The following is a 15,467-nucleotide window of genomic DNA, read 5'->3' on the forward strand; positions in this document are numbered from 1 at the left end:
TTATTTTATGATTTGAACCAATTTGTTCCTTTATAGTCTTGGGATTTTGAGGCTCTTTCCCTGTTCTTTGCAACGAGATGGTTCTCATCAAACTTACGGGCCCTGTATCCCAACAAGTGGAAAAATGATTTGGCAAAGAAACGCGCTACCCTTTGGTCCACGACCAAAGTATCCTTTTCCTTGGACTTCCATTTTACCCCGGGCAATCTCACCAACAAATGATCCACTTTGAACCTTCTCAACTCTTTGGACATCCATAAAAGTACTTTGGGAATAGGTCGAATAAAATAAAATCCTTCATTGCCCTGCTCTTGGTAAAGGGGCATGAAGATTTGTCGCCGTTTCCTTGTTTTCAACTCTTCCCCATGCACCAAGGCAATACTTTTCCCTTTGGGAATCTTCTGAAAATTCACAAATCCGGGGAGCATTTTAAAATCACTTTGAGGGCTAATAAGGTGTTGGTGATAGATTTCGTAGAACCTATGCGGCACTTCATCAATGGCAGAAATAGCCGCTTTCAATTTCTCTTTCTCCTTTTCTGAAATAGGTACAGTTTCGGTAAGGGCCAAAGAATATCGGATAAAATCGATACAATTTTGGATGGCCTTGCCATCGTTGTGCTGTCCACTTTCAAAACCTAGGGATACATAACCCAGTTCGTTAATGTAGCTGAGGAGCGCTCCTTCCAAATATTCCTCAATACCCAAAATAATGGGCAATGGATAGTGAGACGCATACTTCCTGTTCAACAGACTGTCGTTCATGACCATAAACGGAGTAGTGTCACTGGAAGTGGTATGAAGGTCCAAAAAATAAAAAGGGGGCTTCCCATTTTCCAAAATATCCCGGAGCAGATTGTAAAGGTGCTTCAATTCATCTTCTTCCGCATGCTGAACCTGCCTTTCATCCATAATGGTGCTTATCCGCTCCGGAAACCAAATCCTGTTCAGGTCTTCCTGCTGATATCGCATACTTCGCTCCAAGGCCCCCAGATTTCCTGTAATGGCATATACTTCTCCATGAATGGGAATATGTTTGGACCGTATTTCTTTAAAAACATGCCGAAGGGCGAACACCCCCGCGGGTTCATTTCCGTGGATGCCTCCAAAAAAGACCACGGTAGGCCCTCTCGATTTCCCCTGTAAATGGTCGAGAACGCGATCTACCTCCATGGTTTCATCCAATGCTATGCTATGAACTTTTGACATGCTTAAAAATCTACTTTGCTAATGATGCCTACTATATGGTTTTCAACACACACCGGAAGACATCCTATTTGATGGTCCTTCATCAATTTTTTAGCGGTTTCTATTTCTGTTTTGGGCTGTACGGTGATGACCTCCTTGATCATAATATCCGACACTTTGGCCTCATACTTGTCCAGTTTTTCCAATTTTTCGATATGGCTCCATGTGAGCAAGCCTACCAATTCCCCTTTGCCATTTTCCACGGGAAGATGGTGGATGTTGTTCCACTGCATGATGGCCACGGCCAGATTGGCATAATCGTCCTCGTAGAGTTTCATGAGTTTGGTGCTCATAATCTGGCTTACCCAATGAAACGTTTCCGTGGTTTGGGCCATTCCCTCGATGGGCTTCCATTCATGCACGGGGAGTCGGGTCTCCTGATTGTTGTGCATAGCCTTGGTCAATTGTACGATGGCGCTATCCAATTTCATTTGGTTCCGAAGGCCTCTGAAATTCTTGATCTGCCATTCAGCTCCCGTACCATTTCTGATCCTTGCCTCGATTACCCCCAGGAGTCTACCGATATCCTTTTCATCGATATTAAACTTTCTTAAACCAGCATAGGCAATCGGTAAAAGTTCTTCCTTGGCCAGTTTTTTTGCCGTTACGGCTCTGCCGAGCCATGAGAACATGGCCTGTCTTCCGTTCATGGCCGCCCTCAAAAAATTAAGTTTGGCCTCCCTAAAATCCATAATGGACGGCATATCATCAAACTGTTGGGGCCTTCCGGCCATCAGCCCCACCCAAAAGGCAAAATTGGCCATCTCATCAATAACGGTCGGGCCAGAGGGTATGTACCGGTTCTCGATCCGCAGGTGCGGTTTTCCATTTCCCACACCATAGCAGGGACGGTTCCAGCGGTATATGGTACTATTGAAGAGATGTAACGCCTCCAACTTGGGCACTTTACCCTCTTTTAAAAGTTCCGTGGAATAGGGTTCAATGGGTTTGGTGAGCAGTATGCGGTGTGTGGATATGTCCTGCTTGAAAATTTCGGCTGCGGAATCCTTTTGCCAATGTTCACCAAAACCCACGCGGGCCACCTGCTCCTTTACTGCCTTGGTCCATTTTCGGGTATCCAGACTTTGTTGGAATAGGGCAATACGGGTCTCTCGCCAAAGCTCCCTGCCTAAAAGCAGGGGTGAATTACAACAAACACCTAGCACGGGACCCGAAATGGCCTGCGCCCAATTGTAGCTTTTAATGAAATCCTCTGGGGCAATCTGCAAATGCAACTGAAAACTGGTATTACAGGCCTCAAAAAGAACCGAATCATGATGGAGCGACAATTCGTCCACCCCCTTGATCCGCACGGAAAAATCATCTCCTCTCCATGCTTTCAAAATATCATTGATCCGATAATATCGCGGTATAGGGGTCATAAAATCCATCCCCAGTTCATCCTTGCTTATGGTGGGAAGAATGCCCGTCAACAATATTTTGGCTCCCACAGCGGAGGCCTTTACATTGGCTTTGTTCAATAGTTCTTCCAACTGTTGTTGTACAAAATGGAAGCATTTCTTTTCCAGGACAACGGGGTCAAGATTGGCCTCCAGATTATAGCTGGCCAGTTCGGTGGTAAAATGGGGATCGTTCAAAGCCTCTATGACCTCCAAAGATCTTGGAGCGGGCCGATAGTCCTGATTAATCAGGCACATTTCCTGCTCGGCACCGATTCGGACCACATCATTTTCTATGAGTCCTTCTTGGATCATAAGCTCCAAGGCCTTGATATCGTCAATCAAATGCCGTACAAAGGCTTTGCGCTCCTTCTCATCAAACTGGCTTGCAACTATATGTTCTCCCATGGGAATAGCATTTGGACTTCTTTTGCAATCCTATAAATTTACAATCTCCCATATCCTGAAAATATGATAGTTGTCAGCCAACTACCCCAATAAGTGGCCCGTTTTGGCCTGACACTGACATTTGTCATATTTTGAAAGAACTCCCCAAGGTAATTTTGAACTATAATGTAAAGGTATGCACCAATGTGTGAATTAGTTCAAAAATATAATGTGCCAGGCCCCCGATACACCAGCTACCCCACGGTTCCTTATTGGGACTTGGACAGTTTTTCCGGAAAAAAATGGCAATCCTCTGTTTTGAGGGCCTTTGAGGAAAATCCTGGTGAAGGAATCAGCATCTATATACACCTCCCCTTTTGTGAAAGTATGTGCACCTTTTGTGGGTGCCATAAACGCATCACCAAAAGACACGAGGTGGAAGTTCCCTATATAAACGCTGTTTTAAAGGAATGGCAATTGTATGTGGACATTATGGAGTCCAAACCCGTGATCAAGGAATTGCATCTGGGGGGCGGTACTCCCACCTTTTTCTCTCCAGAGCATTTAAAAATGTTGATCGAGGGCATTCTTCAATTGGGCAAAAAAGCCAATGACATCGAGTTTAGCTTTGAAGGACACCCCAACAATACCACCAAAGCGCATTTACAGGCCCTTTATGATGTAGGGTTCAGAAGGGTCTGCTTTGGCGTTCAGGATTACAACTTGACGGTACAACGGGCCATCAATAGGATACAACCATTCGAAAATGTGAAGAACGTAACGGAATGGGCAAGACAGATTGGATATACATCCGTAGGACACGACATCATTTATGGATTACCTTTTCAAAATTGTGATGATGTAGAGCAAACCATCATCAAGACCAATGCACTAAAACCCGATCGTATTGCGTTTTACAGCTATGCCCATGTGCCATGGTTGAAAGGTAACGGGCAAAGAGGTTACAACGAATCGGACCTTCCTTCCTCCGTGGAAAAAAAGGCCCAATATGAAATGGGAAAAAGAATGCTTACTGAATTTGGTTACAAGGATGTGGGTATGGACCATTTTGCTTTGCCTACCGATGATTTATACTTGGCCTTGTTGAATGGCACCCTACACCGAAATTTTATGGGCTATACCGCTTCCAAGACCCAACTTATGATCGGCCTTGGGGTATCCAGCATCAGTGATAGCTGGTATGGGTTTGCCCAAAACGTGAAGAATGTGGAAGAGTACGAAGATTTGGTGGCGCATGGAGTTATTCCTATTTTTAGGGGACATATTTTGAGTTCCGAGGATCAGGTCCTGAGAAAGCATATCCTCAACATCATGTGCCAATTCAATACCACATGGAATGAAGAGGAAGAGCAAGTGGCCGATTTTCAAAAAATTCGAGACAATCTATCCGAATTGGAGACTGATGGGTTGGTCGAAATTGAGGACAGCACAATCAGGGTGACCGAAAAAGGCAAGCCTTTTGTGAGGAACATCAGTATGGCATTTGATTTAAAATTGCATAGAAAAAAACCAGATACCCGAATATTTTCCATGACCGTTTAACCTAAAAAACAAAAAAGATGAAAAGTATAATTGTACCCGTTGATTTTTCAAATCAATCCGAAAAGGCACTGAAAGTTGCCGCCTCACTGGCCAAAGAGCATGGGGCCGAGCTATTGGTGTTACACATGTTGGAGCTTTCTCCCGCCATTATGGGTGAATCGGGCTATATCTCCCAAGAACAGGTGGTACATCTTATCAAGATCGGAGAAAAAAGATTCACCGACTTTTTGAACAAACCCTATTTGAAGGACATCAAGGTAACCCCGGTGATCAAACACTACAAAGTGTTCAGCGAGGTGAACGAAATTGCCGAAAAACACAAAGCAGACCTTATTGTAATGGGATCTCATGGTGCCGATGGCCTGCAGGAAATCTTTATCGGTTCCAATACCGAAAGGGTCGTAAGGACCTCCGATGTTCCTGTTTTGGTCATCAAAGGTGACGTTGAGGATTTTCAGCCTAGAACCTTTGTGTTTGCGAGCGATTTTGAGGAAGAAAGCCTACCTGCCCTCAAAAAGGCCAAAGAAATGGCTGACTTGCTAAAATCCAAGTTCCATTTGGTCTACATCAATACCCCAGGGGATGAATTTTTGAGCACTGGCGATGCCTATGACAAAATTTCCAAATTTTTGGATGCGGCCGGCATGGGATTGCAAGTAGAAATTTACAATGACTATACTGTTGAGAAGGGAGTACTCAACTATTGTGACAAGGTTTCCGCCGATCTTATCGGAATCCCTACCCATGGTAGAAGAGGCCTTTCGCATTTCTTCATGGGCAGCATTGGAGAGGACATAGCAAACCATTCCGAAGCTCCCGTGATCACATTTAAAATCTAATGGATTGCATTTTTGATTGGTTTCATGTAATTCAAGAAAGGGGACAATTCCAAAAAATTGTCCCCTTTTTTTATGCCTTAGGTTGACGTTTAGCCGTTAAACCTTTCGAAAGCCGCTTTCTCCAACACTTCCCGATGATCGGGGTGCGCTATGGATGTAAGGGCCTTGGCCCGTTGTTGTAGGCTTTTACCGTACAAGTCAACCACTCCATATTCTGTCGCCACATAATGCACGTGGGCCCGTGTGGTGGTCACCCCAGCACCCTGCTGCAAAAAGGGTGCGATCTTGGAAACTCCTTTATTGGTTATGGAAGGCATGGCGATAATGGGTTTGCCACCTTTGGAAAGGGATGCCCCCCGTATAAAGTCCATTTGGCCCCCAACACCGGAGAATTGTTTAAACCCGATCGTATCGGCGCAAACCTGACCGGTAAGATCAATTTCAATGGCACTGTTGATGGCCGTAACTTTCGGGTTTTTTCGGATAACCGCTGTATCGTTTGTGTAGGCAGCCTCCTTGAAATCGCAAAGGGGGTTGTCATCAATAAAATCATAGAGTTTTCGGGATCCCACGGCAAAACAGCTTACGATCTTGCCCTGTTTTACCTTTTTCTCTTCCCCTGTAATGACCCCCTGTTCAATGAGCGGTAGGATGCCATCGGAGAACATTTCGGTATGGATACCCAATCTTTTATGATTTTCGAGGTTGGAAAGTACCGCATTGGGAATATTACCGATTCCCATTTGTAGGGTAGCGCCATCCTCAATCAAAGAGGCCACGTGGTATCCGATCTGTCTTTCCACTTCGGAAATTTCCGTGGGTTCATGCTCATGGATGGGATGATCCACCTCAACGGCATAGTTGATATGGCTGATATGGATGATACCATCGCCATGTGTTCTTGGTACTTTCGGGTTGATTTGTGCCACGACCGTCTTGGCCTTTTCAATGGCAGGAAGGGTAACGTCCACGGAGACGCCCAAGGAACAATATCCGTGCTTATCCGGTGGTGAAACCTGGATGAATGCCACATCCAAAGGAATGATGTCCCTGCGGAACAACAAATGGATCTCGCTCAAAAAAATAGGAACATAATCCCCGCGAAACTGGTTTACGAACTTGCGCACATTTCCCCCAACAAATAGACTGTTGAGACGAAAACTGGTGTTACAGGGCGCCTGCGTATATCTGGCCTCTCCTTCGGTGTGGATGGATACAATTTCAATATCGTCGATTTCCGTGTGTCTGTCACAAAGAGCATCTATAATAATATTCGGGGTCATGGCCGCCCCTTGAAAAAATACTCTGTCTCCTGATTTTACTACACGTACCGCTTCTTCAGCTGTTGTTATTTTCACTTTGGATATATAGATTTTAGGGTTGATGGCATTCAATGGTCGCTGTTACAGAACCTGTGGACATTGGTTTTGGGGACACATAGGGAATCCCAAGACCAAGTCCCCGTACAATAAACAAAATACCTATGAGCACCACAAATACGGGAATCAATTTTTGAATCTTAAATTTAATGGAATTGCTGAACATTCCTTTGGAATAGACCACTAAGGACATCAATGGGACCGTTCCCAATCCGAACAGAACCATATAAAGACCTCCCTGTAATGGCCCTCCCAATGCAATGGCTCCCAAGAGGGCCATATATACGAGCCCACAGGGCAAAAAGCCATTGAGAAACCCAATGGTCAAAAAGGCATCGGGGGTCTTTTTCTTAAGTTCACCCCCAAGTTTGGATTTCACTTTTCCCAATATGGAATAAATGGGGGTCAAAATTTTATGGCCGTTCAAATATTTACTGGGGATGAGCACCAACAAAATCATGAGTACACCTATACCTATGGACAGTTTTTGCTGCATCCCGAAAAGGGACAGACCCTTACCAAGGAACCCGAACAGTATTCCGATAATGCCGTAGGCCAACAATCTTCCCGCGTGGTAAATGGATAGTTGTACTGTTTTCTTTGCCACGTTTTCATGGTCCAGGGGCAGCATAAAAGCAATGGGGCCGCACATGCCCAAGCAGTGCAAGCTTCCCAATAATCCCAATACCAACGCGGAGGTCAACATAATCAATAGGTCAGTTTCTCTTTATGTAAAAAGGGCTTACCTTCGTATTGCCAGTTAATGGTAATGTCCCAGCGACCGTCTACCAAGCGATTGTCAGGTATGAGCAAATGTGTATTGGACAAACTTATAGGAAAGTTGGAATCCAAGTGCTTGTTAGACGGTCTATATAGGGACACTGTTCCTGTTATCTTTTTGGGGTCGAAGCGCTCCGGAAAGGAAATCAACAAACCTTCATCCGTTTTTTCAACCTTTAGGTTGGCGTTCATTTCGGTAGCCGATTCCGAGGCATCTATCTGTTTTTGATAGGACAGTTCCTCCTTGTAATATTCCTCCGTCACCAAATCGTGATTGGCCCTATCATCGGTGCTCATCCTAACCACAAAATATAGGATAAAGCCAATAAAACCGATAAATGCCAACACGATGCCTGTTCCCCAATTTATTTTCATTTCATTATTTTTTAATTGTAACTCCGTGGTGCCAAAAACTGGGTCACCGTGGTTTCAATGAGTTTATCACCACTGTACACTCCTATTTTCAACTTGTCCTTGTCCCCAGTTAATGCCGATGCATTGATCTCAATAAACAACGTTCCTTCTGACAGTTGCTCTGCAGGAACGGTAAACTTGTCCTGGGACACCATTTTGATCTCTCCACTATGCGACATCAACTTGAAAGATACATCCGGAATATCCTTGGTGGTCTTGTTCACCAATTTGTAGGTGTATACATTACTGATGATATTGTTGTCCTTTCTTTCATACAACTGGCCCGGCAACCTCAAAACGTTGGCCTCCACCTCGTTCCTAAGGAAAAGCATCCCGATCAATATGCCTACCAATACAACAAGTACAGCGGTATATCCTTTCATACGAGCGGTAAACTTGAACTTGTCCTTTTTGGTAATCTCATCCTCACTCGCATAGCGGATAAGTCCCCTTGGTTTGTTGATGCTGTCCATGATATGGTCGCACTCATCGATACAGGCCGTACAGTTCACACATTCCAATTGTGTTCCATTCCTAATATCGATACCCGTTGGGCACACATGGACACACTGGAAGCAATCGATACAGTCGCCATATCCCAAAGCCTCACGGTCTTCATTCTTTCTGAACTTCTTACGACCATTTTCTGCCTCACCGCGTTTGTGGTCATAAGCCACTACAATGGATTTATTATCCAAAAGCACCCCTTGCAATCTTCCATAAGGGCAGGCTATGATACAAACCTGCTCCCTAAACCACGCAAAGATGAAATAGAACACCCCGGTAAAAATCAATAGAGGAACCATAGTACCAAGGTGTGCCATGGGACCATCGGTAATGTAGGCGAGTAATTTATCGCTACCAATCAGATAGGCCAAAAATACGTTTGCAATGAAAAAGGAAATGATGAAAAATATAATCCATTTCAGCACTCTTTTCCTGATCTTTTCGCCATTCCATGGGGCTTTGGCCAATCGCATTTGGGCACCGCGATCGCCATCGATCCAATATTCGATGCGGCGAAAGACCATTTCCAAAAAGATGGTCTGGGGACACATCCATCCACAGAAGATACGGCCGTAGGCCACTGTGAACAGTGCGATAAAAATAACCCCGATGATCATGGAAATCACCACCAAATGGAAATCTTGGGGCCAGAATGGAAATCCAAAGATATTGAAGCGGCGCTCCAATACATTGAACATCAAAAACTGATGGCCCTTGATCTTGATAAAGGGAGCTGCTATCAAAAAAATCAGTAAGAAGTAACTAACGTACTTCCGGTAATCATAATACCGTCCACTGGGTTTTTTTGGAAAAATCCACGCCCTTTTACCTTCTTCTGTGATTGTGCCTATGGAATCCCTAAAGTTCTCTTCCATTGCATTTTTTGGTTTATAAAAATAAATTGTAGGCCATGTCCTCTGTGGACTAGTTCATGGCCACTGTTGTTGAATCTGAAACCTGTTCCGTTGGTGGTGTTTCAGATTCGGTTCCCTCTGGCTGTTGTGGTGCATCTGGGTCAACCCAAATATCCCCTTGGGGTTCCTTTGGATTGGCAGGTGTGGTACCTCCCAACGTTAGCACATAACTGGCCACTTGGGCTATTTCGGCTGGTTTAAGGCTTTGTTTCCAGGCGATCATACCCTTTCCGTCACGACCCCCTTCGGAAATGGTGTGGAAGACATTTTTGATGCCGCCTCCCAAAATCCAATATTCATCGGTAAGGTTGGGACCAATACCTCCACCACCATCGGCCATATGGCAAGCCACACAATTGCTTTGGAATATTTTTTCACCGGCACTCAAATCCGATTCATCCGAAAGGAACTCCACCGTATTGACATCCACAAGGTCCTTGGCCGTTTTCTTATACTCTTCAATGGCTTGTTGGGCTGCGGCCACCTCTTGTTCGTATTCCAATTTTTGGTCGTAATCCCCAATAATATGAAAACGCACCAAATAGACCACGGCAAAGATGATCGTACCATAAAAAAGGTACACCCACCACGGAGGGAGTACGTTGTCCAACTCCCGGATTCCATCATAGTTGTGGTCGAGGATGATCTCTCCCTCACGTTCGATGGAACGGCTACGGGTAAGACGGCTCATGGCATTCTTGGCCCACGTCCACTCGTATTTTTTGTTCTTGGCAGCAAGATATTTTTCCTTTCCTTCTTCGGAAAGGGTCTGGAACATGATGTTCTCAATGGAACTCAGAATCAGTTCAATGGCAATCAAGATCATCAAGACCAAGAGCATAAAAAACTGCGTAATGGGGTATTCGATGATTGCTGGTTTTTCACCAGAGTCTATAAAGTATTCCATCAATCCGAAGATCAAAAAGAATAATACGGGTACGCGTATCCACCAAGGTGTTCTTGTGCTCATAGTCTTATAGTTTGTTTTGTTGATCGTTGTCGTCCAAAGGCAGCTCTTCCATCTCCTTGATGTGTTCCTTGGTGGCGGTCAGTACCCACCAGCCCAATAGAACAAAAAATACAAAGAAGATCAGCAGGGAAATCATGGGGTAGTTTGCTACCCCGTCAATGGTTTCCATATGGTTCTTTACAAATTTCAACATGGTTATTTGTTTTGAGATAGTGTTTCTTCAGTATTCTTGATCTTGATGTCCGTACCCAATCGTTGTAGGTAAGCGATTAGCGATACAATCTCACGATCGCGCATTTCCACAAAATCCTGACCGTTCTCCGCAGCGAATTTTTTATCCGCTTCGTAGGTTTTTACAAACTCGGGGTCGGAGTACAGGTTTTTCTCGATCTGTTCTGCTTGTGCCGCCATGTTTTCAGGCGCATTGGCTATATCCTCCTCAGTGTAGGGAACACCCAATTTTACCATGGTTTCCATCTTGGCCTGAACGCCACTGCGATCGTGCCTATCCCTTACCAACCACTTATAGGATGGCATAATGGATCCGGCAGAAGTACTCTGTGGGTCATACATGTGGTTCAAGTGCCAGTTATCGGAATACTTACCACCCACCCTCAACAAATCGGGTCCGGTACGTTTACTACCCCACAGGAATGGGTGGTCGTAAACAAACTCGCCTGCTTTGGCATATTCACCGTAACGTTCCACTTCACTACGGAAAGGTCTGATCATTTGGGAGTGACATCCCACACATCCTTCCCTGATATACAAGTCACGTCCTTCCAGTTCCAATGGCGTATAAGGTTTTACACTGGAAATGGTCGGTATGTTCGATTTCACCAAAATGGTCGGAATGATCTGTACAATACCGCCGATCAATATGGCGATGGTAGCCAAAATCGTCAACTGAACCGGTTTTCTTTCCAACCAGTTGTGGAAGGTCTCACCGGCCACACGTCTTTTGGATACCCTTGTCAACGCAGGTGCTTCGGCCAATTCGTCCTCTACCCTGCTACCTGCCCTGATGGTCATGACCACATTGTACAGCAGTACAAACATTCCAAGGATATAAAGGCTACCCCCAATGGCCCTCATCCAGTACATCGGGATAATCTGGGACACAGTTTCCAAGAAGTTTCCGTATACCAAGGTGCCATCTGGGTTAAAATCTTTCCACATCAAGGCTTGGGTAAACCCAGCTACGTACATAGGCAATGTATAAAGGACAATACCCAAGGTGCCTATCCAGAAGTGGAAGTTGGCCAATCCTTTGGAGTGAAGGTCGGTCTTGAACATTCGAGGTACCAACCAATAGATCATACCAAAGGTCAAGAAACCATTCCAAGCAAGTGCCCCTACGTGAACGTGGGCAATAATCCAGTCACTGAAGTGGGCAATGGCGTTCACATTTTTAAGGGAAAGCATTGGTCCTTCAAAGGTTGCCATACCATAACCGGTGATGGCCACTACCATAAATTTCAAGGTGGCATCGCTACGTACTTTGTCCCAAACACCCCTTAGTGTCAATAAGCCGTTGATCATACCACCCCAAGAAGGAGCGATCAACATCACGGAGAACACCACACCAAGGTTCTGGGCCCAATCCGGCAAAGCTGAATACAACAAATGGTGAGGACCTGCCCAGATATAGATGAAAATCAAGGACCAAAAGTGCACAATGGACAACCTATAGGAATAAATGGGCCTATTGGCCGCTTTGGGCACGTAATAGTACATCAGTCCCAAAAAGGGCGTAGTCAAGAAAAACGCCACCGCGTTATGCCCATACCACCATTGCACCAAGGCATCCTGTACCCCGGCATAAACCGAATAACTTTTCAAGGCCGATACAGGCAACTCCAAACTGTTGAAAATATGGAGTACCGCTACGGTAACAAAGGTGGCCAGATAGAACCAAATGGCCACATACAGGTGCCTTTGTCTTCTTTTGAGGATTGTACCGATCATGTTCCAGCCAAAAACCACCCAGACCACGGCAATGGCCAAGTCAATGGGCCATTCCAATTCTGCATATTCCTTGGAGGTCGTGTAACCCAAGGGCAGAGTAAGGGCCGCAGCCACAATGATCAACTGCCAGCCCCAAAAATTGATATTGCTCAGCACATCACTGAACATTCGGGCCTTGAGCAGACGTTGTAGGGAGTAATAGACCCCTGCAAAAATGGCGTTACCCACAAATGCGAAGATCACCGCATTGGTGTGCAATGGACGCAAACGTCCAAAACTCAACCACGGAATACCCTCTGTAACATTGGGGAATAAAAACATGAAGGCCAACAAAAGACCTACCGACATACCCACTACGCCCCAAAGAATTGTGGCGTATAAGAACTTTTGCACGATTTTGTTATCGTAGCGGAACTGTTGTATTTCCATATTTATTGGTTTGTACTATTCTTGTTTGATTTTTGATTATTCTGGTCTGATTTATCCTTGTCCTTGACAATCTCGTCTTCGAAAAGCATGCGAACGGAAGGTGTGTACGTATCATCGTACTGTCCGCTTTTTACCGACAGGACAAAGGCCGCAAAAAAGGCTACGGCCACAGTGACGCTAATGGCCAACAACACATAAATAACACTCATACCTACCTTAATTTGAGGGTAAAACTACTGTTATGCTCTACTGCAAAAAATGACATTTATCAGATTTCAATATTTTTTAATCCCTTACCTAAATAATTTGTCGCCACGGTCGTGAACACCACTATACTGATGGAACTCAATGGCATCAATATGGCCGCAATGACCGGTTGCAACTGCCCCGTAACAGCGAAATACAACCCCACTACATTGTAGCAGAGGGACAATAAAAAACTCATCTTTATGACCTTCACCGAACTTTTGGACAACTTGATGAACTTGGGCAACAACTTCATTTTCGTGGCATCCAAAATACCGTCGCAGGCTGGGGAAAACACGTTGATGTTCTCCGAGACCGCAATACCCACATCGCTCTGCGCCAAAGCCCCTGCATCGTTCAGTCCATCGCCAACCATCAATACGGTATGTGCTCTTTGAAGCCCTTTGATGTACTCGAGCTTATCCTCAGGTTTTTGATTGAAGGCCATTTCGGTCTTCTCCGACAATATCTGCTGTAAAAGTTGACGCTCCCCATCATTATCCCCAGAAAGCACTCCCAAATCCATATCGGCGCCCAACTCTCCGAAAATGCCGCCAATTCCTTCCCGGTAGGTGTTCTTGAAAACAAATCGCCCCTTTACATCCTCATCGGCACTTACATAAACCGCGGTACTGGTCATGGAAGGCGATGCCTCTTTCCCAACATAGGCTGCTGAACCCACTTTGATGGAATGCTGTTTTGCCCTTCCTTCAATCCCCTTGCCCGTGTGCTCCTGGAATTCATCCAAGGTCATAATGGCATTGGATTTTAAAATATCATATAAGGAACGGCTCAACGGATGGTTGGATGCCCTCAGTGTGGTCTTCAACAACGCCGTCTCTTCTTCTGTGAGTTCCATGCCCTCGTAGACAATGGCATCTTTCTGATTGGTAGTGAGCGTTCCAGTCTTATCAAAAATGGCGGTATCAATTTTGGCCAACCTTTCTATGACATTGGCATTTTTTAGGTAGAACTTGTGCTTACCGAAAATGCGGAGCATGTTGCCCAATGTGAACGGGGCCGCCAATGCAATGGCACATGGACAGGCTATGATCAACACCGAGGTAAACACATTCAAGGCCATACTGGGAAGGTAAATCAACCAAAAAACAGTGGCCAGGGTTGCAATCGTTAAAACTGTAATGGTAAAGCGTTTTCCTATACTGTCCGTCAGCGATTGGAAATGGCTCACCTTGTCCTTGGAGAAAATGGAATTGCCCCACAATTGGGTCAGATAACTTTGGGAGACGGATTTGAGCACCTCCACTTCCAACACATCACCCAATTGTTTTCCTCCCGCGAACAATTTTTCACCCGATTCCCTAAAAACAGCTTCGGATTCACCAGTCACAAAACTGTAATCGATTTCGGCATGGCCCTTAATCAAAATAGCATCCACGGGGATAATCTCGTGACTTCGGATCAAAATCCGGTCGCCGACCTCAACATTATAAATCTGGACGTTCTCCTCTTCCCCGGAACTTTTCAGTCTTGTAATCGCAATGGGAAAATAGGATTTATAGTCGCGCTCAAAGGAAAGATAGGCATAGGTGCGTTGTTGAAAGAATTTCCCCAATAAAAGAAAGAACACCAATCCAGTAAGGCTGTCAAAAAAGCCAGAGCCCAAGTTGAATACAATATCGATGGTGCTCCGCAGAAAAAGGGTAAGGACTCCCAAGGCGATGGGTACATCAATGTTCAACAATTTGGAACGAAGCCCTTTATATGCCGAAATAAAATAATCCTGGCCCGCATAGAATACCACGGGAAGGGAAAAGGCGAACATCAACCAACGGAAGACTACTTTGTATTGGTCCAGCCAAAATTCCTGTACCTCAAAATATTCCGGGAAGGAAAACAACATCACATTGCCAAAGGCAAATCCGGCCACTCCCAATTTATAGATCAGGGAGCGATCTACTTTTTTGTCCTTCTTATTGTATTCCTCCAAGGAGATATAAGGTTCATAACCAATGCTTCCCAAAAGTAGCACCAAGGCCTTCAATGAAAAATCTTCGGTCTTATAAGTAACCCGAATGGTCTTTTGGGGAAAATCGACTTGGGAGACGGTAATGGCAGGATGCAAACGGTTCAGGTTTTCCAACACCCAGATACAGGAACTACAATGAATGGTGGGAATACTCAAACTTATCACCTGTACACCTTCTTCATTGAACTCCACCAACTGTTCCACAATTTCTTGGTTGTCCAAAAAATCGTACTTTTTCCGGATTTCATTGGGTGTGGTTCCCGCCTTGGCCTCTATTTCATAATAGGTAGCCAGACCATTGGATGTAAAAATCTCGTAAACGGTCTTGCAACCGTTGCAACAAAAATCCTTATCATCAAACCGAACCCCATGGTTTCCGCAATCGTCCCCACAGTGATAACAGGTTGAGTCTGCCATTATACATTTGCTTTACC

The 15,467-nt window shown here is 45.0% G+C and carries 13 protein-coding genes; 2 read left to right on the forward strand and 11 right to left on the reverse strand.

What is annotated here, in order from left to right; all coding sequences use genetic code 11:
* Positions 1–5 precede the first annotated feature (5 nt).
* Positions 6–1,208, reverse strand: coding sequence for a succinylglutamate desuccinylase/aspartoacylase family protein (locus D2V05_RS15890; RefSeq protein WP_119648549.1), 1,203 nt, complete (start codon positions 1,206–1,208; stop codon positions 6–8).
* A 2-nt stretch (positions 1,209–1,210) separates the two neighbouring features.
* Positions 1,211–3,055 carry a CBS domain-containing protein gene (locus tag D2V05_RS15895; protein ID WP_119648550.1) on the reverse strand — a complete coding sequence of 615 codons (1,845 nt, stop codon included), beginning with the start codon at positions 3,053–3,055 and terminating at the stop codon, positions 1,211–1,213.
* 183 nt (positions 3,056–3,238) lie between these two features.
* On the opposite strand from D2V05_RS15895, the gene hemN reads away from it, so the two are divergent.
* A complete protein-coding gene (hemN, locus tag D2V05_RS15900) occupies positions 3,239–4,597 on the forward strand; it encodes an oxygen-independent coproporphyrinogen III oxidase (RefSeq protein WP_119648551.1) in 1,359 nt (452 codons plus the stop codon).
* 17 nt (positions 4,598–4,614) lie between these two features.
* Positions 4,615–5,436, forward strand: a complete 822-nt coding sequence (locus D2V05_RS15905; RefSeq protein ID WP_119648552.1) for a universal stress protein — start codon at positions 4,615–4,617, stop codon at positions 5,434–5,436.
* A gap of 89 nt (positions 5,437–5,525) precedes the next feature.
* On the opposite strand, the gene D2V05_RS15910 is transcribed toward D2V05_RS15905, so the two are convergent.
* From D2V05_RS15910 to D2V05_RS15950, 9 genes are read right to left on the reverse strand one after another with little or no spacing between them, the layout of a single operon-like run.
* Complete coding sequence (locus D2V05_RS15910) at positions 5,526–6,794, reverse strand: acetyl-CoA hydrolase/transferase family protein (protein WP_119648628.1); 1,269 nt, start codon at positions 6,792–6,794, stop codon at positions 5,526–5,528.
* Between the two features lie 16 nt (positions 6,795–6,810).
* Positions 6,811–7,521, reverse strand: a complete 711-nt coding sequence (locus tag D2V05_RS15915; protein ID WP_119638498.1) for a sulfite exporter TauE/SafE family protein — start codon at positions 7,519–7,521, stop codon at positions 6,811–6,813.
* A gap of 2 nt (positions 7,522–7,523) precedes the next feature.
* Positions 7,524–7,970 carry a FixH family protein gene (locus tag D2V05_RS15920; protein WP_119648553.1) on the reverse strand — a complete coding sequence of 149 codons (447 nt, stop codon included), beginning with the start codon at positions 7,968–7,970 and terminating at the stop codon, positions 7,524–7,526.
* Between the two features lie 11 nt (positions 7,971–7,981).
* On the reverse strand, positions 7,982–9,391 hold the full coding sequence (ccoG, locus tag D2V05_RS15925) for a cytochrome c oxidase accessory protein CcoG (RefSeq protein WP_119648554.1): 1,410 nt from the start codon (positions 9,389–9,391) through the stop codon (positions 7,982–7,984).
* A gap of 49 nt (positions 9,392–9,440) precedes the next feature.
* Positions 9,441–10,400, reverse strand: a complete 960-nt coding sequence (locus D2V05_RS15930; RefSeq protein WP_119648555.1) for a cbb3-type cytochrome c oxidase N-terminal domain-containing protein — start codon at positions 10,398–10,400, stop codon at positions 9,441–9,443.
* A gap of 4 nt (positions 10,401–10,404) precedes the next feature.
* Positions 10,405–10,593, reverse strand: coding sequence for a CcoQ/FixQ family Cbb3-type cytochrome c oxidase assembly chaperone (locus D2V05_RS15935; RefSeq protein ID WP_119638494.1), 189 nt, complete (start codon positions 10,591–10,593; stop codon positions 10,405–10,407).
* A gap of 2 nt (positions 10,594–10,595) precedes the next feature.
* Positions 10,596–12,797 carry a cytochrome-c oxidase, cbb3-type subunit I gene (gene ccoN, locus D2V05_RS15940; RefSeq protein ID WP_119638493.1) on the reverse strand — a complete coding sequence of 734 codons (2,202 nt, stop codon included), beginning with the start codon at positions 12,795–12,797 and terminating at the stop codon, positions 10,596–10,598.
* Between the two features lie 2 nt (positions 12,798–12,799).
* On the reverse strand, positions 12,800–13,006 hold the full coding sequence (gene ccoS / locus D2V05_RS15945) for a cbb3-type cytochrome oxidase assembly protein CcoS (protein WP_119638492.1): 207 nt from the start codon (positions 13,004–13,006) through the stop codon (positions 12,800–12,802).
* A 59-nt stretch (positions 13,007–13,065) separates the two neighbouring features.
* Positions 13,066–15,450, reverse strand: a complete 2,385-nt coding sequence (locus D2V05_RS15950) for a heavy metal translocating P-type ATPase (RefSeq protein WP_119648556.1) — start codon at positions 15,448–15,450, stop codon at positions 13,066–13,068.
* Positions 15,451–15,467: the final 17 nt, after the last annotated feature.

Origin of the sequence: Flagellimonas pelagia, from assembly GCF_003584135.1 — a bacterium.
Taxonomy (GTDB): domain Bacteria; phylum Bacteroidota; class Bacteroidia; order Flavobacteriales; family Flavobacteriaceae; genus Flagellimonas; species Flagellimonas pelagia.